The 20,730-nt window shown below is 71.7% G+C and carries 20 protein-coding genes; 7 read left to right on the top strand and 13 right to left on the bottom strand.

Annotation, left to right across the window (positions count from 1 at the left end; translation table 11 throughout):
* Positions 1 to 187 precede the first annotated feature (187 nt).
* On the top strand, positions 188 to 1,534 hold the full coding sequence (gene gabT / locus AC1DXT_RS19340; protein WP_477062917.1) for a 4-aminobutyrate--2-oxoglutarate transaminase: 1,347 nt from the start codon (positions 188 to 190) through the stop codon (positions 1,532 to 1,534).
* On the opposite strand, the gene AC1DXT_RS19335 is transcribed toward gabT, so the two are convergent.
* From AC1DXT_RS19335 to AC1DXT_RS19310, 6 genes are all read right to left on the bottom strand, one after another.
* Positions 1,531 to 2,817 carry a saccharopine dehydrogenase family protein gene (locus tag AC1DXT_RS19335; protein ID WP_477062983.1) on the bottom strand — a complete coding sequence of 429 codons (1,287 nt, stop codon included), beginning with the start codon at positions 2,815 to 2,817 and terminating at the stop codon, positions 1,531 to 1,533. The two genes, gabT and AC1DXT_RS19335, sit on opposite strands and share 4 nt — an antisense overlap.
* A gap of 17 nt (positions 2,818 to 2,834) precedes the next feature.
* Positions 2,835 to 3,611 carry an ABC transporter permease gene (locus tag AC1DXT_RS19330; RefSeq protein WP_477062982.1) on the bottom strand — a complete coding sequence of 259 codons (777 nt, stop codon included), beginning with the start codon at positions 3,609 to 3,611 and terminating at the stop codon, positions 2,835 to 2,837.
* 77 nt (positions 3,612 to 3,688) lie between these two features.
* A complete protein-coding gene (locus AC1DXT_RS19325; RefSeq protein WP_477062916.1) occupies positions 3,689 to 4,609 on the bottom strand; it encodes an ABC transporter permease in 921 nt (306 codons plus the stop codon).
* A complete protein-coding gene (locus AC1DXT_RS19320) occupies positions 4,606 to 5,781 on the bottom strand; it encodes an ABC transporter ATP-binding protein (protein ID WP_477062915.1) in 1,176 nt (391 codons plus the stop codon). The genes AC1DXT_RS19325 and AC1DXT_RS19320 overlap by 4 nt, the downstream gene beginning before the upstream one ends.
* Positions 5,778 to 7,013, bottom strand: a complete 1,236-nt coding sequence (locus AC1DXT_RS19315) for an ABC transporter substrate-binding protein (RefSeq protein WP_477062914.1) — start codon at positions 7,011 to 7,013, stop codon at positions 5,778 to 5,780. Before AC1DXT_RS19315 ends, AC1DXT_RS19320 begins: the two co-directional genes overlap by 4 nt.
* 154 nt (positions 7,014 to 7,167) lie before the next feature.
* Entirely contained in the window at positions 7,168 to 8,616 is a 1,449-nt protein-coding gene (locus AC1DXT_RS19310; RefSeq protein WP_477062913.1) for a gamma-aminobutyraldehyde dehydrogenase, read from the bottom strand.
* A gap of 174 nt (positions 8,617 to 8,790) precedes the next feature.
* On the opposite strand from AC1DXT_RS19310, the gene AC1DXT_RS19305 reads away from it, so the two are divergent.
* The 3 genes from AC1DXT_RS19305 to AC1DXT_RS19295 are packed head-to-tail and all read left to right on the top strand — an operon-like array spanning position 8,791 to position 11,986.
* Positions 8,791 to 9,267: an Lrp/AsnC family transcriptional regulator gene (locus AC1DXT_RS19305; protein WP_477062912.1), complete on the top strand. Its 477-nt coding sequence runs from the start codon at positions 8,791 to 8,793 to the stop codon at positions 9,265 to 9,267.
* The gene (locus AC1DXT_RS19300; RefSeq protein WP_477062911.1) at positions 9,264 to 10,640 is read left to right on the top strand and encodes an aspartate aminotransferase family protein; all 1,377 of its coding nucleotides are present in this window, start codon (positions 9,264 to 9,266) and stop codon (positions 10,638 to 10,640) included. Before AC1DXT_RS19305 ends, AC1DXT_RS19300 begins: the two co-directional genes overlap by 4 nt.
* A complete protein-coding gene (locus tag AC1DXT_RS19295) occupies positions 10,637 to 11,986 on the top strand; it encodes an NAD(P)/FAD-dependent oxidoreductase (protein WP_477062910.1) in 1,350 nt (449 codons plus the stop codon). Before AC1DXT_RS19300 ends, AC1DXT_RS19295 begins: the two co-directional genes overlap by 4 nt.
* Before the next feature lies 1 nt (position 11,987).
* On the opposite strand, the gene dxr is transcribed toward AC1DXT_RS19295, so the two are convergent.
* Entirely contained in the window at positions 11,988 to 13,148 is a 1,161-nt protein-coding gene (gene dxr, locus AC1DXT_RS19290; protein WP_477062909.1) for a 1-deoxy-D-xylulose-5-phosphate reductoisomerase, read from the bottom strand.
* A gap of 40 nt (positions 13,149 to 13,188) precedes the next feature.
* On the opposite strand from dxr, the gene AC1DXT_RS19285 reads away from it, so the two are divergent.
* The 3 genes from AC1DXT_RS19285 to AC1DXT_RS19275 all read left to right on the top strand — a co-directional run bounded on the left by AC1DXT_RS19285 (position 13,189) and on the right by AC1DXT_RS19275 (position 15,730).
* Positions 13,189 to 13,866, top strand: a complete 678-nt coding sequence (locus AC1DXT_RS19285) for a PadR family transcriptional regulator (RefSeq protein WP_477062908.1) — start codon at positions 13,189 to 13,191, stop codon at positions 13,864 to 13,866.
* A 65-nt stretch (positions 13,867 to 13,931) separates the two neighbouring features.
* A complete protein-coding gene (locus AC1DXT_RS19280) occupies positions 13,932 to 14,918 on the top strand; it encodes an ATP-binding cassette domain-containing protein (RefSeq protein ID WP_477062907.1) in 987 nt (328 codons plus the stop codon).
* Complete coding sequence (locus AC1DXT_RS19275; RefSeq protein ID WP_477062906.1) at positions 14,915 to 15,730, top strand: ABC transporter permease; 816 nt, start codon at positions 14,915 to 14,917, stop codon at positions 15,728 to 15,730. Before AC1DXT_RS19280 ends, AC1DXT_RS19275 begins: the two co-directional genes overlap by 4 nt.
* Before the next feature lie 54 nt (positions 15,731 to 15,784).
* On the opposite strand, the gene AC1DXT_RS19270 is transcribed toward AC1DXT_RS19275, so the two are convergent.
* The 6 genes from AC1DXT_RS19270 to tsf form a co-directional block, all read right to left on the bottom strand.
* Complete coding sequence (locus AC1DXT_RS19270) at positions 15,785 to 16,339, bottom strand: DivIVA domain-containing protein (protein ID WP_477062905.1); 555 nt, start codon at positions 16,337 to 16,339, stop codon at positions 15,785 to 15,787.
* Positions 16,336 to 17,463, bottom strand: coding sequence for a dual-specificity RNA methyltransferase RlmN (gene rlmN, locus AC1DXT_RS19265; protein ID WP_056093144.1), 1,128 nt, complete (start codon positions 17,461 to 17,463; stop codon positions 16,336 to 16,338). Before rlmN ends, AC1DXT_RS19270 begins: the two co-directional genes overlap by 4 nt.
* Positions 17,464 to 17,487: 24 nt before the next feature.
* The gene (locus AC1DXT_RS19260) at positions 17,488 to 18,330 is read right to left on the bottom strand and encodes a phosphatidate cytidylyltransferase (RefSeq protein ID WP_477062904.1); all 843 of its coding nucleotides are present in this window, start codon (positions 18,328 to 18,330) and stop codon (positions 17,488 to 17,490) included.
* Entirely contained in the window at positions 18,330 to 18,887 is a 558-nt protein-coding gene (gene frr, locus AC1DXT_RS19255; RefSeq protein ID WP_056093138.1) for a ribosome recycling factor, read from the bottom strand. Before frr ends, AC1DXT_RS19260 begins: the two co-directional genes overlap by 1 nt.
* Before the next feature lie 39 nt (positions 18,888 to 18,926).
* Positions 18,927 to 19,670, bottom strand: coding sequence for a UMP kinase (pyrH, locus tag AC1DXT_RS19250; protein ID WP_477062903.1), 744 nt, complete (start codon positions 19,668 to 19,670; stop codon positions 18,927 to 18,929).
* A gap of 84 nt (positions 19,671 to 19,754) precedes the next feature.
* The gene (gene tsf / locus AC1DXT_RS19245; protein WP_477062902.1) at positions 19,755 to 20,600 is read right to left on the bottom strand and encodes a translation elongation factor Ts; all 846 of its coding nucleotides are present in this window, start codon (positions 20,598 to 20,600) and stop codon (positions 19,755 to 19,757) included.
* Positions 20,601 to 20,730: the final 130 nt, after the last annotated feature.

Below are 20,730 nucleotides of genomic sequence, written 5' to 3'. Positions count from 1 at the left end.
TCCGTCACGAACCTGCGCGCACGCGCCAGGGCGGTGTCGCAGCCGACACCCGCGGGTCCATCTTCCCCCGCGTCCCTGGGAAGCCGCTGACAGCGCGCCGAAAGCACCCGGTCGGTGGTACCTCGTCGTCGGCGGATTTCGTCGCGCCATGCTTTCCCGAGCACGAGATCGGCACTAGCGTCCCCTCATGGCCACCGTTTCCACCCCTGTTCCCTCGCTCGAGCAGCGCCGCGTCCTGCGCACGCCGATCCCCGGTCCGCACTCGGTCGCTCTTGGTGCGCGCCGTGCGGCCACCGTCGCAGCCGGCGTCTCGTCGACCCTGCCCGTCTACGTGGCACGTGCCTCCGGGGCGGTCATCGAGGACGTCGACGGCAACGTGCTGATCGACCTGGGGTCCGGCATCGCGGTGACGTCGGTGGGGGCCAGCGCGCCGGAGGTGACCGCGGCGGTCGCCGCGCAGGCGGCCGACTTCACGCACACCTGCTTCATGATCAGCCCGTACGAGGAGTACGTCGCCGTCTGCGAGGGGCTCGCGCGCGTGACGCCGGGCAGCCACGACAAGCGGTCCGTGCTGGTCAACTCCGGCGCGGAGGCGGTCGAGAACGCCGTGAAGATCGCCCGTCGCGCCACCGGTCGCCCCGCGGTCCTCGTGCTCGACCACGCGTACCACGGGCGCACGAACCTGACGATGGCGATGACCGCGCGTGCCATGCCCTACAAGACGGGGTTCGGGCCGTTCGCGGGCGAGGTGTACCGGATCCCCGCGTCCTACCCGCTGCGCGACCCCGAGGGCATGACCGGCGAGCAGGCGGCGCTCCGCGCCATCGACGTGGCCGAGCGGCAGGTGGGCGCCGACCAGGTGGCCGCGCTGGTGGTCGAGCCGATCCTCGGTGAGGGCGGGTTCGTCGTCCCCGCGCCGGGGTTCCTGCCGACGCTCGCCGCGTGGGCGGCCGACCGCGGGATCGTGCTGGTGGCCGACGAGGTGCAGACCGGCTTCGCCCGGACGGGCGCCATGTTCGCGATGGAGCACGAGGGAGTCGTCCCCGACCTCGTCGCCCTGGCCAAGGGCATCGCCGGCGGTCTGCCGCTCGGCGCCGTCACCGGCCGCGCGGAGCTGCTCGACGCGGTGCACGCGGGCGGGCTCGGCGGCACGTTCGGCGGCAACCCGCTCGCGTGCGCGGCCGCGTTGGCGTCGCTCGAGATCTACGAGCGCGACGACCTGGCGGCAGCGGCCCGCGCCATCGAGGCAGCGGTCCTCCCCCGGCTCACCGCGCTCCGCGACGACGTCCCCGCGGTCGCGGACGTGCGCGGCCGCGGCGCCATGCTCGCCCTCGAGCTGGTCCGGCCGGGCACGCTCGAGCCTGACAAGCCCGCCGCACAGCGGGTCGCGGCGGCGTGCGCCGCTCAGGGCGTGCTCGTGCTCACGTGCGGGACCTGGGGGAACGTCCTTCGTCTGCTCCCACCGCTGGTCATCGGGCACGACCTGCTGGACGAGGCCCTGACCGTCCTCGAGGACGAGGTCCGGGCCCTCTAGGCCGAGGGGACCCGCTCCTCGAGGCCCCACGGCGAGCCGTAGCCCTCGGGGGTCGGCGCGGCGAGCAGCTCGAGGAACGGCACCGCGTCGAACGCCTCGGGGCCGAGCACGCCCGTCCCGGTCCAGGTGCCGGCGGCCAGGAGCTCGAGCGCCACCACGGGGTTCACGGCGGTCTGCCACACGACGCACTGCGCGCCGTACTCGGCCATCGACGAGGCGTTGTCGACCAGGTGGTACAGGTACACCTCCCGCGGGTTGCCGTCCGTGCCGGTGCCCGTGACCAGCAGTCCCGCGCAGGTGGACCCGGTCATCCGCGGACCGATCGTCGCGGGGTCCGGGAGGCTGGCCGCGACGACGTCTCGCGGGCTGACCTGCACGCCACGGACGGTCACGGGCTCGGTCTTGTCCAGGCCGAGCCGGTGCAGGGTCTGCAGCACCCCGATGAACTCCTCGCCCAGCCCGTACTTGAACGTCACCTTCCGGGCACCCACCCAGCGGGGCATGAGGAGCACCTCCTCGTGCTCGACGTGCACGCACTCGACGTCGCCGATCGGGTCCGGGAACCGGAACACCTCCGGCTCGTGGAACGGCGCCACGGTGAACCAGCCGTCCTCGAGACCCGACCCGGCCTCGGCGCGGTCCGCCGACCAGATGACCGGCGGGTTGAGGCACTCCTCGATGGTGGTCCAGATGGAGAACGAGGGCGCGAAGATGGGCTCGCCGTCGTCGCCGAGCACCTCGAGGTTGGCGCCGTCGCGCACCCCGAGCTCGTCGATCGCGGAGAACAGGTGGTCCGCGGCGTACCGCGCGAAGACGTCCGAGAGCCCGGGCTCGACGCCGATGCCGACCAGCGCCAGCTGACCGTCGGACCGCCACTGGTCGGCCTGCGCGAACTGCTCGTCGCCGAGCTTGACCCCGGGGAGCTCGTACGGCCGCTCCGGGTGCGCGCGGGACAGGGACATCGCCATGTCCAGGTAGTGCGCACCGGCCGCGTGCACCCCCTCGAAGATCGGCAGCACGAACCGCGGGTCCACCGCGTTGAGCACGTGGGTCGCCCCGTGCTCGCGCACCAGCGCCTCCACGGCGGCAGCGCTCGAGGCGTCGACCACCGCCGCCGCGAACCGGCCGCCCACCACGTCGTGCGCGCTCGCGGCCTCGAGCGTCCGCTGCGCCCGCCCGAGGTCCACGTCCGCCACGACGAGGCGCTCGAAGAACCGCCGCCGGGCCGCGATCCGGGCCACCGCGTCGCCCACCCCACCACTTCCGACCACCAGGATCCGCACGAGCCCTGCCTCCGCCTTCACCGGGTCCGGAGCCGCTTGCTCCGGGCGTAGCCGAGCACCTGGACCAGCACGACGATGACCAGGGCCAGGACGAACATGAACGAGCTGATCACGTTGGCCTGCGGCGGGATGCCGCGGGTGGCCGAGACGTACACGAACTTGGGGAACGTCGTGTACGAGCCGGACGTGAAGTTGGTGACGATGAAGTCGTCGAAGCTCAGGCTGAACGCCAGCAGCGCCGCCGCGGCGATGCCCGGGATCAGGAGCGGGAACGTCACGCGCCAGAACGCCTGCCACGGCGACGCGTACAGGTCGGCGGCGGCCTCCTCGAGCGCGGGGTCCAGGCTCGACACGCGGGCCTTGACCGTCACGACGACGAAGCTGATGCAGAACAGGACGTGCGCGGCGACGACCGTGCCGAACCCGAGCGGGACCCGCAGCGTGAGGAACTGCGCGAGGAGCGCGGCGCCGAGCACGACCTCCGGCGTCGACATCGGCAGGAAGATCAGCAGGTTGGTCGCTGCGCGCCCCCGGAACCGGAACCGGACCAGGGCGATGGCCACGAGCGTGCCGAGCGCGGTCGCGATCAGGGTCGAGATGACACCGACCTGCAGCGAGTTGGCGAACGCCTCGCACACCTGCGGCGCGGCGCACGGGTTCTGCCAGTTCTCCAGCGTGAAGCCCTGCCACACGAGGTTCGTCTTGCCGGCGTCGTTGAACGAGAACATGACTGTGTAGGCGACCGGCACCATCAGGTACACGAACGCGAGGGCGGCGAACACCGGGACGATCATGTCCCCGAGTCGCCGGCGGCGGCGGCGGCGGGCCGGCGGTGCCGTGGTCGTCCGCTCGACGCGGTCGAGCACGGCGGTCACAGCAGGTCCTCCGTCCCGGCCCGCCGGATGTACGCCCCGACGAGCAGCAGGATCGCGACCATGAGCACCACGGACAGCGACGCGGCCGTCGGGTAGTCGAGCACCTTGAAGAACCGGGCGTCGATGACCTGTCCGATCATCGCGGTGTTCGTGTTGTTGCCCAGCAGGGACGCGTTCACGTAGTCGCCCGCCGCGGGGATGAACACCAGCAGCGTGCCCGCCACGACCCCGGGCATGGACAGCGGCCACGTGACCGTGCGGAACGTCGTGGTCGGCGACGCGTACAGGTCGGCGCCGGCCTCGAGGAGGCGCGAGTCCAGCCGCTCCAGCGCGGCGAAGATCGGGAGCACCATGAACGGCAGGAAGTTGTAGGTCAGGCCGCTGACCACGGCGAACGGCGTGGCGGTCAGGCGCTCGTCCGCGGGCAGCAGGTGCAGCCAGTGCAGCAGGGTCACCACGAGCGCGTCGTCGGCGAGGATCTGCTTCCAGGCGATCGTGCGCAGGATGAAGCTGGTGAAGAACGGAGCCACGACGAGCACCAGGAGCAGCCCCTGCAGCAGCTTGCGACCCTGGGCGCGCACGGCGATGGCGTAGGCCATCGGGTAGCCGATCACCAGCGCGGCGACGGTGGCCAGGAACGCGAACCAGAACGAGCGCAGGATCGCGGGCCAGAACTGGGCGATCGCGTCGGTGTAGTTCTGCCAGTGCAGCGCGGGCTGGTACTCCCCCACGTCGCCGCCGGGCACCGGCACGTACAGCGAGGTGGCCAGCAGCGCACCGACGGGCACGACGAAGAAGAGCACCAGGTAGACCAGGCCCGGCCCGAGCAGGAGGAGGTGGGCGCGCTGCGCGGTCCGTCGCGGCGGTGGCGCGGTGTCGCCCGACGCGCTCTCGCCGAGGACCGCGGTGATGCTCACGGCTCGTCGTCCAGGTCGACCGTGCCCTCGTCGCGAGCCTGCGCCCCGTCGAGCCCGAACGTGAAGTCGATCGCCCAGGCCAACCGCACCGCGGACCCGACCGTGACGGTCGCGCCGCCGAGCAGGTTCTGCGCGAAGACGCCGAACGTGCCCAGGCCGGGAACCTCCACCTGGTACTGCGTGCTCACGCCCATGAACGAGACGTCCGTGACGACCCCGGGTCCGAGGACGTTCTCGCCGCGCGCCGGAGCCTGGTCGCCGACCAGCAGCCGCATCTTCTCGGGCCGGGCCCCGACGAGCACAGCACCCTCCGTCCGCACCGCGCGCCCCAACGGGACCAGCACCCGCGTGCCGCGGACGTCCACCCCGAGCAGTCCTCGCTTGGTGAGCCGCTCGGTCACGGTGCCGGCGACGAGGTTGGACTGGCCGAGGAAGTTGGCGACGAACACGGTCTGCGGCAGCTCGTACAGGTCCGCGGGGGCGCCCAGCTGCTCGATCCGCCCGCGGTTCATCACGGCCACCGTGTCGGCCATGGTCATGGCCTCCTCCTGGTCGTGCGTGACGTGCACGAAGGTGAGCCCGACCTCGGTCTGGATGCGCTTGAGCTCCAGCTGCATCTGGCGCCGAAGCTTGAGGTCGAGCGCGCCCAGCGGCTCGTCCAGGAGCAGGAGCGCCGGGCGGTTCACCAGCGCACGGGCGAGCGCGACCCGCTGCTGCTGACCGCCGGAGAGCTGGGCGGGCTTGCGGTCGGCCAGGTGCCCGAGCTCCACCAGGTCGAGCCCGTCGGCCACGCGCCCCGGGATGTTGCTCGCACGCGAGCGCTTGAGCCCGAACGCCACGTTCTCCCGCACGGTCAGGTGCGGGAACAGGGCGTAGCTCTGGAACACGGTGTTCACCGGCCGCTGGTGCGCCCGCGTGCCGGTCACGTCCCTGCCGCCGATCGAGATCGTCCCCGCGCTCGGCTGCTCCAGGCCGGCCACCATCCGCAGGGTCGTCGTCTTGCCGCACCCCGACGGCCCGAGGAGCGCGAAGAACGACCCGGACGGGATGGTGAGCGTGAGGTCGTCGACCGCGACGAACGCTCCGAACGCCTTGGTCACGCCCTCGATCTCGAGCGCCGCACCCCCCGAGCCGGTCGCGTCCGCCGTGGGGGCGGAGGCGGTCGTCGTCATGCGCCGATCACGGTGAGGAACTCGCCGTTGTAGCGCTCCTCCTCGTCCGGGCTGAGCGTCCGGAACACGCTGACCTTCGACAGGATCTCGTCCGTCGGGAAGATCATGGGGTCCTCGGCCAGCTCCGGGTCGATGGCGACCATGGCCTCCTGGGCGCCCTGCACCGGGGTGATGTAGTTGACCCAGGCCGCCACCTGCGCCGCGACCTCGGGGTCGTAGTAGTAGTTCATGAGGTCCTCGGCGTTGCCCAGGTGCGGGGAGCCGATGGGCACCATCATGTTGTCGCTCCAGAGCGTGCCGCCGGACTCGGGGATCGCGAACTCGAACCTGCCGTCCGCCTCGTAGTTCAGCGACGTGATGTCGCCCGACCAGCCGATGACCGCGATCGCGTCGCCGGAGGCCAGGTCCTGCGTGTACGCGTTGCCGCGGACCTGCCGGATGTGGCCCGAGTCGATCTTCTCCCTGAGCACCTCGAGCGCGGAGTAGAAGTCGGTGTCGCTCCAGTCCCCCGCGGGGTCGACACCCTGGTCGAGCATGATCAGGCCCACCGTGTCGCGCATCTCGCTGAGCACCTCGACCCGGCCGGCCAGCTCCGGAGCCCACAGGTCCGCGAGGGTGTGCAGACCGCCCGGCACCTTCTCCTTGTCCCAGGCCAGCCCGGCGAACCCCGACTGCCACGTCAGGGACTGCGAACGGCCCGGGTCGAAGTCGACGTTCGCGAGGCTGGACAGGATGTTGTCCGCGTTGGGCATCCGCTCCTTGTCCAGCGTCTGGGTGTACCCGAGCCGGATCATCCGCGCGGCCATCCAGTCGGTCAGCGTGATGATGTCGTAGCCGATGTCCTGGCCGTTCTTCAGCTGGCCCGACACCTTGCCGTAGAACGCGTCGTTGTCGTCGATGTCCTCGGCGTACTCGACCGTGAGGCCCGACAGCTCCTCGAACGCGAGCAGCGACGGGTAGCTGGTCCCGTCGTCGTCCTGGTCGAGGTACTGCGTCCAGTTGGCCCAGCGGACCAGCTTGTCGCTGCCGGACAGGTCCTCGGCGCTCGAGCCGGCCGCCGACGGCGAGCCCGTCCCGCACGCGGCCAGCACGGCCGCCGCTCCGGCGGTGCCGAGCGCGGCGACCAGGAACGAGCGCCGCGACAGGTTCGCCGAGCGGCCTCGGTTCGACGCCTGTGCGACGAGCGCGCGGACGCGCGGGTCGGCGGGGGCAGGGCGGCGGTGGGGGCTCATGAGGCTCCTAGGGTGCCGGAGGGTGCCGCCGAGGACGACGGGTCGTCGGATCTTCGCAAACAGACGGCCGTCCAGCAAGGAATCCGTCGCGTAAGCACCCGCTCGCAACGAAAATGTTGCACGGATGGAACAATCGACCCCCGGATCCGTCGGCTCAGGCGTCGAAAGCGGACATCACGTGCTTGATGCGCGTGTAGTCCTCGAACCCGTACATCGACAGGTCCTTGCCGTACCCGGAGTGCTTGAACCCGCCGTGCGGCATCTCGGCGACGAACGGGATGTGGGTGTTGATCCACACGACCCCGAAGTCCAGCGCCCGGGACACCCGCAGCGCCCGGCCGTGGTTCTGCGTCCACACGGAGCTGGACAGGCCGTAGCGCACGCCGTTGGCCAGCGTGATGGCCTCGTCCTCGTCGGTGAACGTCTGGACCGTGATGACCGGGCCGAAGATCTCGTCCTGCACGGCCTCGTCGTCCTGCTTCAGGCCGGACACCACGGTGGCCTCGACGAAGTAGCCGACGTCGCCCACCCGGTGCCCGCCGGTCACGATCGACGCGTGGTCGGGCAGCCGGTCGAGGAAGCCGGTGACGCGGTCCAGCTGCAGCGCGTTGTTGACCGGGCCGAACGCCACGTCGGGGTCGCTCGGCACGCCGGTGCGCTGCCCCTTGGCCGCCTCGGCGAGGGCCGCCACGAAGTCGTCGTGCACCGACGCGTGCACGAGCACGCGGGTGGCGGCCGTGCAGTCCTGCCCGGCGTTGTAGTACCCGGCGCCGGCGATGCCCTCGGCCGCCCCCGCGAGGTCCGCGTCGGCGAACACGATCACCGGCGCCTTGCCGCCAAGCTCGAGGTGCACGCGCTTGACGTTGGCCGCGGCCGCCTCCGCCACCTGCGAGCCCGCGCGCACCGAGCCGGTGATCGCGACCATGTCGGGGCGCTGGTGGGAGACCAGGGCGCGGCCGGTGTCCCGGTCGCCGCACACGACGTTGAGCACTCCCGGGGGCAGCACCTCGTTGGCCACCTGGCCGAGCAGCAGCGTCGAGGCCGGCGTGGTGTCCGACGGCTTGAGGACGATCGTGTTCCCGGCCGCGAGCGCGGGCGCGATCTTCCAGATGGCCATCATCAGTGGGTAGTTCCACGGCGTGACCTGGCCGACCACCCCGACCGGCTCGCGTCGCACCCAGGAGGTGTGCCCCGCCATGTACTCCCCCGCGCTCAGCCCGTCGAGCACGCGGGCGGCACCGGCGAAGAACCGCAGCTGGTCCACGCACGGCGGCACCTCGTCCGTGGCGGTCAGGTGCAGGGGCTTGCCAGTGTTCCGGGACTCGACCGCGACGAACTCGTCGGCCCGCTGCTCGATCGCGTCGGCCAGGCGCAGGAGCGCGAGCTGGCGCTCGGCCGGCGTGGTGCGGCCCCACGTGGTGAACGCGTCCGAGGCCGCGCGGTAGGCCGCGTCGACGTCCTCGGCCCCCGACAGCGGCGCCCGGGCGTACTCGGTGCCGGTCGACGGGTCGATCACGGCCGTCGTGCGGCCGTCCGCGGCGGGCCGCTGGGCGCCCCCGATCACGTTGTGCAGCTCGAGGGTCTGGTCGGTGGCCTGGCTCACAGCAGTTCTCCTCACGGTCGGTGCGTGGCACGCTACGCCGGTCGAGGTCCTTTCGGGAGGCCGCACGGGGGCATTCGACCAGTCCGGGGGTCGCGAACGCCGAAATCAGAAGTTCACACGGCCTGTCGCGACGGATTCCTTGCATTGCGCCCCTCTGCCCACCACCATCGGCGGGTGGGCACACGCAGACCAGCACCCGGGCACCCGGCTCTCGACGACGTCTCCAAGGCCATCGTCGAGCAGCTCCAGGAGGACGGCCGGCGACCCTATGCGGCGATCGGCAAGGCGATCGGGCTGTCGGAGGCCGCGGTACGCCAGCGCGTGCAGCGCCTCACCGACTCCGGGGTGATGCAGATCGTCGCGGTGACCGACCCGCTGCAGGTCGGCTTCACGCGCCAGGCGATGATCGGCCTGAAGTGCGAGGGCGACCTGTCGCTGGTCGCGGACGCGCTCGCCGAGCTGCCCGAGGTCGACTACGTGGTGATCACCGCGGGCGGCTTCGACCTGCTGTGCGAGGTGGTGTGCGAGGACGACGACCACCTGCTCGAGGTGCTCAACCAGAAGATCCGCTCGCTGCCCGGGGTGCGGACCACCGAGACGTTCGTCTACCTGAAGCTGCGCAAGCAGCTCTACAACTGGGGGACCCGATGAGCACGACACCTCGTGGAACGGACCGTTCCCAGGCCGCCAAGGCCCACCTCTGGGGCCACTTCACGCGGCAGAGCGCCTGGGACCACGGCGTCCCGACGATCGTGCGCGGCCAGGGGCACCACATCTGGGACGACCAGGGCCGCAAGTACATCGACGGGCTCTCCGGACTGTTCGTCGTGCAGGCCGGCCATGGTCGCACCGAGCTGGCCGAGGCGGCACGGGTGCAGGCCGAGCAGCTGGCGTTCTTCCCGCTGTGGTCCTATGCGCACCCGCAGGCGATCGACCTCGCGGAGCGGCTGGCGGCCTACGCCCCGGGCGACCTCAACCACGTCTTCTTCACCACGGGCGGCGGCGAGGCCGTCGAGACCGCCTGGAAGCTGGCCAAGAACTACTTCAAGCTCACCGGCAAGCCGAACAAGTACAAGGTGATCTCCCGGTCCATCGCCTACCACGGCACCACCCACGGAGCCCTGTCCATCACGGGTCTGCCGACGCTGAAGCAGCAGTTCGAGCCGCTGGTGCCGGGCGCGCACAAGGTGCCGAACACCAACGAGTACCGCGCACCCGAGCACCTGCGCGACGACCCGAAGGCGTTCGGCCGGTGGGCCGCGGACCGCATCGGCGACGCCATCGAGATGGAAGGTCCGGACTCGGTCGCCGCGGTGTTCCTGGAGCCGGTGCAGAACGCCGGCGGGTGCTTCCCTCCGCCGCCGGGCTACTTCGAGCGGGTGCGCGAGATCTGCGACCAGTACGACGTGCTGCTGGTGTCCGACGAGGTCATCTGCGCGTTCGGGCGCATCGGGTCGATCTTCGCGTGCGACGACTTCGGCTACGTCCCGGACATGATCACCTGCGCCAAGGGCATGACCTCGGGCTACTCCCCCATCGGCGCCCTGATCGCCTCCGACAAGCTCTACGAGCCGTTCAAGACGGGCAACGCGTCGTTCGCGCACGGCTACACGTTCGGCGGCCACCCGGTGTCCGCGGCGGTGGCCAACGCGAACCTCGACCTGTTCGAGCGCGAGGGCATCACCGCGCACGTGAAGGAGTCGGCACCGGCGTTCCGGCGCACCCTCGAGGGTCTGCTGGACCTGCCGATCGTGGGCGACGTGCGCGGCGAGGGCTTCTTCTACGGGATCGAGCTGGTCAAGGACAAGTCGACCCGGGAGACGTTCGACGACGACGAGAGCGAGCGCCTGCTGCGCGGGTTCCTGTCGGGCGCCCTGTACGACGCCGGGCTGTACTGCCGCGCCGACGACCGCGGTGACCCGGTCATCCAGCTCGCCCCTCCGCTCACCTGCGGGCAGGCCGAGTTCGACGAGATCACCGGCATCCTGCGGGGCGTGCTGACCGAGGCCTGGGCGCGCCTGTGAGCGTGTCGCTCTGGTTCGACCAGCTGCCCGACCTCGCCCCGCTCGACCCTCTTGACGGGGACACCCAGGCGGACGTCGTCGTGGTCGGGGCCGGTCTGACCGGCTTGTGGACCGCGTACTACCTGCTCGAGGCGGACCCGTCGCTCGACGTGCTGGTGGTCGAGGCCGAGGTGGCGGGGTTCGGCGCGAGCGGGCGCAACGGCGGCTGGTGCTCGGCTCTCCTGCCGGTCTCCGGCGACGAGCTGGCGCGTCTGCACGGGCACGAGGCCGCCGCGGCGATGCGCGCCGCCATGCGGGACACCGTCGTCGAGGTCGGCGGGGTGGCGGCGGCCGAGCAGATCGAGTGCGGGTTCGCGTTCGGCGGCACCGTCACGCTCGCCCGCAACCGCCCGCAGCTGGAGCGCGTCGCCGAGGGAGTGGCCACCGACGCGCGCTGGGGAGACGAGTCGCACCTGCTCGGCGCCGACGGGGTCGAGGAGCACGTCCGCGCGACCAGCGTGGTGGGCGGCTCGTACACCCCGGACTGCGCCCGGATCCAGCCGCTGCGCCTGGTGCGTGGGCTGCTCGACGTGGTGCTCTCCCGCGGAGCCCGGGTGGCCGAGGGGACGCGCGCGCTGCGGCTGTCCCCGCGCGCGGTCGTGACCGACCACGGCATCGTGCGGGCACGCTGGGTGGTTCGCGCGACCGAGGCGTGGAGCTCGCAGCTGCCCGGGTCCGGCCGGGAGGTCGCCCCGGTGTACTCACACGTGATCGCGACCGAGCCGCTGCCGCCCGAGGTCTGGGCCGAGATCGGTCTCGACCGTGCCGAGACGTTCGCCGACGCGCGGAACCTCATCGTGTACGGCCAGCGCACCACGGACGACCGGATCGTGTTCGGCGGTCGCGGTGCGCCGTACCACGCCGGCTCCGCGATCCGTCCCGAGTACGACCAGGCGCGATCCACGGCCTCCCACCTCGCGCAGGCGCTGGTCGACCTGTTCCCGGTGCTCGACCGGGCCGAGATCACCCACCACTGGGGCGGGCCGCTGGGCGTGCACCGCGACTGGCACCCGTCGGTCGGGCTGGACGACGACGGGATCGGCTGGGCCGGCGGCTACGTGGGCGACGGCGTCGCGATGACCAACCTGGCGGGCCGCACGCTCGCGGACCTGATCACCGGGTCGGACAGCGCGCTCACGCGGCTGCCGTGGGTGGGCCACCGCTCCCCCGCGTGGGAGCCGGAACCCCTGCGCTGGGCGGGCATCACCGCCACGCGCAAGGCGACCACCTGGGCGGACCGGACCGAGGCCCGCACGGGTCACGCGAGCCGGTGGAGCGGACTGCTCGAGCACGTGCTCGGGCACTGACTCACGCGCGCGCCAGGAGCTCCTGCGCGCGGGCGCGGGCCCAGACCTCGGCAGCCAGCACCGCGTCCAGCGTGAGGGCGTCGGGCGTGGTGCCGTCGTGCTCGCCCAGGACGCGCTCGACCGTGGTGACGATGTCCAGGAACCCGATCCGCCCGGCCAGGAACGCCTCGACGCACTCCTCGTTGGCCGCGTTGTAGACCGCGGGGTGGGTGGCGGACGCCGCGACGGCCTCGCGCGCCAGGCGCACCGCGCCGAAGACGTCCTCGTCGAGCGGCTCGAACGTCCAGGCGGTGGCCTGCGTCCAGTCGCACGGCGGCGCCACCTCGGGGACCCGGTCCGGCCACGACAGCCCGAGCGCGATCGGCAGCCGCATGTCCGGCGGCGACGCCTGGGCCAGCGTCGAGCCGTCCACGAACTCGACCATGGAGTGCACCACCGACTGCGGGTGCACCACGACAGTGATGTCCGCGACGGGCACGTCGAACAGCAGGTGCGCCTCGATGAGCTCCAGGCCCTTGTTCATCAAGGTCGAGGAGTTGATCGTCACCACCGGACCCATCGACCAGGTCGGGTGGGCGAGCGCCTGCTGCGGCGTCACCGCCTTGACGTCGTCGTGCGACCACCCGCGGAACGGACCGCCCGAGGCCGTGAGGATCAGCCGCCGTACCTCGGGGTGCGTGCCACCGCGCAGTGCCTGGGCGATCGCCGAGTGCTCGGAGTCCACGGGCACGATCTGGTCGGGCCGTTGCCGCGCGGCGTGCACCAGCCGGCCGCCCACCACCAGCGACTCCTTGTTGGCCAGCGCCAGGGTGCTGCCCGCCTCCAGCGCGGCGAGGGTCGGCCCCAGCCCGACCGAGCCGGTGACGCCGTTGAGCACGACGTCGGCCCCGCGGCCGGCCAGCTCCGTGGACGCCTGCGGGCCGACGAGCACCTCGATGCCGTCGCCGAGGGCCTCGCGCAGGGGTGCCTCCGCGCGCGGGTCGGCGACCGCGACCGCAGACACGCCGAGCTCGCGCGCCTGCCGGGCCAGCAGGGAGACGTCACCACCACCGGCGGACAGGCCCACCACCGAGAACCGGTCGGGGTTACGGGTGACGACGTCGACGGCCTGGGTACCGATCGAGCCCGTGGACCCGAGGAGGACGACGCTGCGCTGTGTCACGCTGCCCATCTTCGTGCATCGCCCGTGGCAGGATCGCCGCATGCCCGCTCCCGCGACACCTCCGGGGTCCGCGACGCGCCTGCTCGTGCTCGGCTGCGTGCGGATCTTCCAGCCCGTGCACGGCTACTTCCTGCGCCGGGAGCTGGTCAGCTGGGAGATCGACCGGTGGGCGCACGTCCACCCGGGATCCATCTACAACGCCCTGAAGTCGCTGACCCGGTCGGGCCTGCTCGAGGAGGTCGGCGTCGCAGCCACCGGTCCCCGGCCACCGCGGACGACCTATCGCCTCACGGACGCGGGCGAGGGCGAGTTCCTGGGCCTGGTGCGCGCGGGCCTGCTCACTCTCGACGACCCCACCCTCCTGCTCACGGCCGTGAACATGGCCTTCGCGCTCCCCCGGGACGAGGTCGTCCGGACCATCGAGGCCCGGACCGAGCTCCTCAAGGGCGAGCTGACCGTGCTCGCGACGCAGATCGAGCAGATGCTCGCCGCCCGGGACACGCCCGACACCGCGACGGAGGTGGCGCGGCTGACCAGCGCACGCATCCGCGGGGAGCTCGAGTGGGCCCGCGAGTACCTCGAGCGCGTGAACGGCGGCGCCTACGCCTTCCACGGCGAGCCGCCCGCGTGGACGCCCACGGCCGAGCAGATCGAGATCGCGCGAGCAGCGGGGGTCGGCCCGGGCGTGGTCCTCGCGCTGGCGGAGGAGAACACGTAATAGTCAAGGTTGACGAGTAATAGTCCATCTTGAATACTGGGTCCTCCACCGAAGGAGGACCCCGCATGATCCATGCCCGCGGCCTGGCCCGCACCTACCGCACACGTCGAGGGGACGTCGATGCCGTGCGCGGCGTCGACCTCGACGTCGAGGCCGGCGAGATCGTCGGCTTCCTCGGCCCGAACGGGGCGGGCAAGACGACCACGCTCCGCATGCTCACCACTCTCCTGCGCCCCACCCGCGGCGACGCGACCGTCGCCGGCGCCGACCTGCGCAAGGACCCCGGCGCCGTCCGCCGCCGCATCGGGTACGTCGCGCAGTCCGGGTCGACCTCGGGCGAGGCCCGTGCCGGCGAGGAGGTGATCGACCACGCCCTGCTGTACGGCGTCGAGCGCGCGGTCGCCGCCGTCCGGGGCCGCGAGCTGTTCGACCAGCTCGAGCTCGACGGCCTGTGGGACCGCAAGTGCTCCTCGCTGTCCGGCGGCCAGCGCCGCCGGCTCGACATCGCCATGGGCCTGATCCACACCCCCCGGCTCGTGTTCCTCGACGAGCCGACCACGGGCCTCGACCCGCAGGCGCGCGCCAACCTCTGGACGCACGTGCGCGGGCTGCGCGACGAGCGCGGCAGCACGGTGTTCCTCACCACGCACTACCTGGACGAGGCCGACGCCCTGTGCGACCGCATCCTCGTCATCGACCACGGCGCGATCGTCGCGGAGGGCTCCCCCGAGGAGCTCAAGCAGCGGGTGAGCGGTGACGCGGTCCTGCTCAGTGCGTCGCAGGCCACCGACGTCACCCGCATCGCGGCCGTCGCCGCGCAGCTGCCCGGCGCGGACGTGCCGACGATCGACGGCTCGCTGGTCGAGGTCCGGGTGCCGCAGGGCCGCACGCTGCTCGCCGGTCTGCTCCGCTCGCTCGACGCGGAGGGCCTCGAGCTGGACGGCGTCGAGCTGCGCCGTCCGACGCTCGACGACGTCTTCCTCACCCTCACGGGTCGCTCCCTGCGCGACGGCGAGAGCGCGACCGAGTCCACCGACGGAGCCGCAGCATGAGCACCACCACCTCCTCCCCGCGCACGTTCACCGACGAGCAGTCCGGCCGCAGCACGTTCGTCCGCGACACCCTCACGGTGTTCCGCCGTGCCATGCGCATCTCGCTGCGCAACCCCGTGTGGTCCGTCATGGGCCTGCTCCAGCCGGTGCTCTACCTCTCGCTGTTCGGACCGCTGCTGGAGCCGCTGGCGCCCCAGCTGGGTGCGACCAACGCCTACCAGCTGTTCGTCCCCGGGCTGCTGGTGCAGCTCGGCATGTTCGGCGCGCTGTTCGTCGGCTTCGGGCTGATCGGCGAGTGGCGCGACGGCGTCATCGAGGCCGAGCGTGTGAGCCCCGCACCCCGGTCCGCGCTCGTGCTCGGCCGGGTGCTGCGGGACGTCATCGTCGTCGCGGTGCAGGGCGTCGTGCTCGTGTCCGTGGCGTTCCTGTTCGGGCTCGAGGCGCCGTTCTGGGGCATCGTGCTCGGCATCGTCACCGCCGCGCTGCTCGCGGCCGCGTTCGCGTCGGCGTCCTACGCGGTCGCGCTCACCCTCAAGAGCGAGGATGCGCTCGCGCCCCTGATGAACGGCGTCGCGCTGCCCCTGCTGCTGCTGTCGGGCATCCTGCTGCCCATCACGGCGGCGTCGGCGCCGGCGTGGCTCAACACGCTGTCCAACCTCAACCCGATCAAGCACGTGGTGTCCGGCATCCGCGCGCAGTTCGACGGCGACATCGGCAGCGCGACGGCCCTGTGGGGCTCGGTGCTGACGATCGTGCTCGCCGGCCTCGGGCTCTGGTTCGGCGCCCGGACCTTCAGGCGCGAGGACGGCTGAGACGACGACGGCCGCGCTCCTGGCAGGGAGCGCGGCCGTCCGATCGTCGTCCGGTCACTCGACGCCGAGCAGCACCTCGACCGCGCGCGCCAGGAAGGCGTCGACCGGTCCCTCGGCGTACGCGTTGCGGCCCTTGCGGCGTCGGAAGGTCGCGGACCGCACCTCGGCGGCCGACAGCGGCGTGCCCTTGTCGAAGTACGCGACCAGGCGCTGGCACAGCTCGTCCACGTCGGCGGGCTCGTAGCCCTGCTGCCGGCCGTCAGGCGCGGCGAACCGGTCGCCGTCGGGGCGCCCCAGCCGGCCGTACAGGGTGCGGGCCTGCTCGCTCAGGCGGTTCATCCACGCCTGCTGGCCCTGGGTGGCGATGTACTCCGCGCGGGACCGGGCGACGAACGCGGCCTCGAGCCGGTCGAGCGCCGCATCGACCGCGGCCGTGACGTACCCGCCCCGCACCATGTCGAACGCCACGCCACGCACGTCCTTGCTGGCCAGCGCGGCAGCCGGGCCCGTCTCATAGACCGCCCGGGCGTGCGCGAAGAAGTCGTCGACCTCGTCCGGGTCGTATCCCTGCCTCACGCCCGAGACGGTCCGGAACATCCCGTCGCTCACTCGTCCTCCTCCGCTGCGAGCTGCCCGCAGGCGCCGTCGATCTCACTGCCGCGGGTGTCCCGGATGGTGGTCGGGATCCCGTGCGCACGCAAGCGTGCCACGAACTCCTGCTCCACCCGGGGATCGCTCGCCGTCCACTTCGAGCCCGGCGTCGGGTTCAGCGGGATGGGGTTGCAGTGCACCCAGCCGCGACCGCGGGCGTTGAGCTTCTCGCCGAGCAGGTCCGCGCGCCAGGCGTGGTCGTTGATGTCCCGGATCAGCGCGTACTCGATGGAGACACGACGGCCGGTGACCTCGAAGTAGCGGTGCGCGGAGTCGATCGCCTCGTCGACGCTCCACCGCGTGTTCACGGGCACCAGCTCGCTGCGCAGCTCGTCGTCCGGTGCGTGCAGTGACAGCGCGAGCGTGACGGGGATCCCCTCCTTGGCCAGCCGGTCCATCGCCGGCACCATGCCCACGGTCGACACGGTGACGTTACGCGCGGACATGCCCAGCCCGTCGGGCGCCGGAGCCACGAGACGCCGGACCGTCTCCATGACCGACTTGTAGTTGGCCAGCGGCTCGCCCATGCCCATGAACACCACGTTGGACAGCCGCGTCGGACCGCCCGGGACCTCGCCGTCGGCCAGCGACCGCGCCGCGGCGCGCACCTGCTCGACGATCTCCGCCGTCGACAGGTTCCGCGTCAGGCCCAGCTGGCCGGTGGCGCAGAACGAGCACGCGAGGCCGCAGCCGGCCTGGCTCGAAACGCACAGGGTGGTGCGGTTGGCGTACCGCATGAGGACCGACTCGACCTTGGCACCGTCGAACAGGTGCCACAGCGTCTTGACGGTGGTGCCCTTGTCCGCGGTCTGGGTGCGGTGGGCGGTGAGCAGCTGCGGGAACAGCCCCTCGACGAGCTTGTCGCGCGTGGCCTTCGGCAGGTCGGTCATCTGCGCGGGGTCGTTGGTCAGGTGGGTGAAGTAGTGCGTCGCCAGCTGCTTGGCGCGGAACGGCTTCTCCCCGAGCTCGGTGACGGCATCGATCCGCTGCTCGGGCGTGAGGTCGACGAAGTGCTTGGGCGGCTTGCCACGAGGTCCCCGGCTGGGCGAGGACAGGTCGAGGCGCACGGGTGTACCGGTCATTGCTGGTACCCCCCTTCAGTGAGATCAGGCGGGCTGGAGGACCGTGAGGACCACGTACACGGCGGGGGCGGTGAGCAGGAGCGAGTCGAGCCGGTCCAGGAGCCCGCCGTGGCCAGGCACCAGCCGGCCCATGTCCTTGAGCTCGAGGTCGCGCTTGAGCATCGACTCGGCGAGGTCGCCGAGCGTCGCGGTCACGACGGTGGCCAGGCCGAGGAACACCCCGACCAGCGGCTCGCCGCCGAACGCCACCTGGACGCCGACCACACCCACGACACACGCGAGGATGACGGAGCCGGCAAGGCCTTCCCACGTCTTCTTCGGGCTCACCGACGGGGCGAGCGGGTGCCGGCCGAGCAGCACGCCGACGGTGTAGCCGCCCGTGTCGCTGGCCACGCAGAGCAGGATGAAGAGCATCACGCGGGATGCGCCGTCGGGCTCGGCGAGCAGGAGCATGACGAAGCCGCCGAGGAACGGCAGGTACGCGGCGGCGAACGCGCCGGCCGTGGCGTCGCGCAGCGCGGGCTGGCCGCTCCCGTCGAGCACGCGCCAGACGACGACGCCGCCGACCGTCAGCATGAACGCGACGAACAGCGCCTCCGGTCCGGCGGTGAACGCCGAGACGAGGATGCCGATGGCACCGACCAGCAGCGGGAGCAGCGGGAGGTGGATGTTCCGGCGGGTGAACGCCTGCGCGAGCTCCCAGAGACCGGCGCACACGCACACGACGGCGACGACCGCGAAGGCCTCCTTGCGGATGAACAGCGACGCGACCACCGCCACGAGCATGGCGACGCCGACGACGATCGCGACCGGGAGGTCACGACCGGGGCGGGGGGTCCGGGTGGCGGCGATGGCAGTCTGGCTCATCAGACCTCGAGGAGCTCGTTCTCCTTGGACGCGAGCAGGTGGTCGATGAGATCCACGTGCTTCTTCGTCAGGGACTCGAGCTCCTTCTCCGCACGACCGACCTCGTCCTCGCCGGCCTCGCCGTCCTTGACGATCCGGTCCAGCTCCTCCTTGGCGCGGCGGCGCACGTTGCGCACCGAGACGCGCGCGTCCTCGGCCTTCGACTTGGCGAGCTTCACGAAGTCCTTGCGGCGCTCCTGCGTCAGGGCGGGCAGCACGATGCGGATGACGTTGCCGTCGTTCGTCGGGTTGACGCCCAGGTCCGAGTCGCGCAGCGCCTTCTCGATCGCGGCGGTCGACGACTTGTCGAACGGCGAGACGAGGATGGTGCGCGCCTCGGTGACGTTGAACGACGCGAGCTGCTGCAGAGGGGTCGGGCTGCCGTAGTAGTCGACGAACACCTTGGAGAACATCGCCGCGTTCGCCCGACCGGTGCGGATCGTCGAGAAGTCCTCCTTGGCGACCTCGACGGCCTTGTCCATCTTCTCTTCAGCCTCGAAGAGGGTCTCGTCGATCACCGGAGCTCCTTCGTGATGTCGTGTGGTGCGGGTGGCCGATCAACTGGCGGTGATCAGCGTGCCGATCTTCTCACCCCGGAGCGCGCGCGTGACGTTGCCGGCCTCCTCCAGGCCGAACACGCGCATGCGCACGTCGTTGTCGCGGCACAGGCTGAGCGCCGAGCCGTCCATCACGCCCAGGTCGTTGACCAGCGCGTCGGTGTACGTCAGGTGGTCGAGCTTCACCGCGTCCGGGTTGGTCCGCGGGTCTGCCGAGTACACGCCGTCGACGCCGTTCTTGCCCATGAGGACCTCGTGGCAGTGCGTCTCGAGCGCGCGCTGGACGCTCACCGTGTCCGTCGAGAAGTACGGCAGCCCGGCGCCGGCGCCGAAGATGACGACGCGGCCCTTCTCCAGGTGCCGGATGGCGCGCAGCGGGATGTACGGCTCGGCCACCTGACCCATCGTGATCGCGGTCTGCACGCGCGTGCTCACGCCGGCCTGCTCGAGGAAGTCCTGCAGGGCCAGGCAGTTCATCACCGTGCCGAGCATGCCCATGTAGTCGGCACGCGCACGGTCCAGCCCGCGCTGCGAGAGCTCGGCACCGCGGAAGAAGTTGCCACCACCGACGACGATGGCGACCTGCACACCTTCCCGGACCGCGACGGCGATCTCCGCGGCGACGCGCTGGACGACGTCGGCCGCGAGGCCCACGTCACCGCCACCGAACGTCTCGCCGGAGAGCTTGAGCAGGACGCGCCGGTCAGGCACGACCCCGCGTGTCGACTCGGGGTCCTGGGTCACGGTGCCTCCACGAGAGTTGGTCGGGCTGGTTGCGCCGGTGGCCCCGACCCCGTAGGGCCGGGGCCACCGTCGATTCCCTGAGGGTCAGGCTCCCACGCGGTAACGGACGAAGCCCGTCAGCGTGCCGCCGGCCTCGGTGAGGACCTGGCCGACCGTCTTCTTGTTGTCCTTGGCGAACGCCTGCTCGAGCAGGACGTTCTCCTTGAAGAAGCCGTTCAGGCGGCCCTCGATGATCTTCGGCAGCGCAGCCTCGGGCTTGCCCTCGTTGCGGGCCGTCTCCTCGGCGATGTGGCGCTCGTTCGCGACGACGTCGGCCGAGACCTCCTCGCGCGAGAGGTAGGTGGGCGAGAACGCCGCGATGTGCGTCGCGATGTCCCGGGCCACGCCGGCGCCGGCCGCGTCGGTCGCGACGAGCACGCCGACCTGCGGGGGCAGGTCCTTGCTGACCTTGTGGAGGTAGACCTCGACGTGCTCGCCGGCCACGCGGGCCAGGCGACGCACGACCACGCGCTCACCGAGGGTGGCGGCGGTCTCGTCGACGATGGACTGCACGCTGGAGCCGTCGACCTCGGCGGCCAGCAGCGCGTCCGCGTCGCGGGCCGGGGAGTCCACGGCAGCCGCGAGCACCCGGGCGGCGAGCGCCACGAAGTTCGGGCTCTTCGCGACGAAGTCCGTCTCCGAGTTGATCTCGACGAGCACGCCGGTCTGACCCTCGCCGTCGGCCGTCGGGCCGACGTGAGCGACGACCAGGCCGTCGGAGGCCGCGCGGCCCTCACGCTTGCCGACGCCCTTGAGGCCCTTCACCCGGATGATCTCGAGCGCCTTGTCGGAGTCGCCGTCGGCCTCCTCGAGCGCCTTCTTGACGTCCATCATGCCGGCACCGGTCTTCTCGCGCAGCGCCTTGATGTCTGCGAGCGAGTAGTTCGCCATCAGTCGTGTCCGTTCTACGTGTGTGTCGTGATGTTCGTGCGAGGCCTGGGCAGGCCGGTGACGTGCTGCGGTGCCGGCGACCCGTCGAGGGCCGCCGGCACCGGCAGGGTCACTTGGACTCGGCGTCGCC

The sequence above is a fragment of the Cellulomonas sp. P1_G12_2 genome (genome assembly GCF_056405535.1).
The sequence above is the reverse complement of the archived record's forward strand: the minus strand, read 5'-3'. Positions and strand labels throughout refer to the sequence as shown.

Excerpts from the sequence above, each read along its gene's own strand:
- gabT (WP_477062917.1), top strand. The coding sequence starts at position 188 with ATGGCCACCGTTTCCACCCCTGTTCCCTCGCTCGAGCAGCGCCGCGTC.
- AC1DXT_RS19330 (WP_477062982.1), bottom strand. The coding sequence starts at position 3,611 with ATGATCGTCCCGGTGTTCGCCGCCCTCGCGTTCGTGTACCTGATGGTG.
- AC1DXT_RS19320 (WP_477062915.1), bottom strand. The coding sequence starts at position 5,781 with ATGACGACGACCGCCTCCGCCCCCACGGCGGACGCGACCGGCTCGGGG.
- AC1DXT_RS19315 (WP_477062914.1), bottom strand. The coding sequence starts at position 7,013 with ATGAGCCCCCACCGCCGCCCTGCCCCCGCCGACCCGCGCGTCCGCGCG.
- AC1DXT_RS19300 (WP_477062911.1), top strand. The coding sequence starts at position 9,264 with ATGAGCACGACACCTCGTGGAACGGACCGTTCCCAGGCCGCCAAGGCC.
- AC1DXT_RS19285 (WP_477062908.1), top strand. The coding sequence starts at position 13,189 with ATGCCCGCTCCCGCGACACCTCCGGGGTCCGCGACGCGCCTGCTCGTG.
- AC1DXT_RS19280 (WP_477062907.1), top strand. The coding sequence starts at position 13,932 with ATGATCCATGCCCGCGGCCTGGCCCGCACCTACCGCACACGTCGAGGG.
- AC1DXT_RS19275 (WP_477062906.1), top strand. The coding sequence starts at position 14,915 with ATGAGCACCACCACCTCCTCCCCGCGCACGTTCACCGACGAGCAGTCC.
- rlmN (WP_056093144.1), bottom strand. The coding sequence starts at position 17,463 with ATGACCGGTACACCCGTGCGCCTCGACCTGTCCTCGCCCAGCCGGGGA.
- AC1DXT_RS19260 (WP_477062904.1), bottom strand. The coding sequence starts at position 18,330 with ATGAGCCAGACTGCCATCGCCGCCACCCGGACCCCCCGCCCCGGTCGT.
- tsf (WP_477062902.1), bottom strand. The coding sequence starts at position 20,600 with ATGGCGAACTACTCGCTCGCAGACATCAAGGCGCTGCGCGAGAAGACC.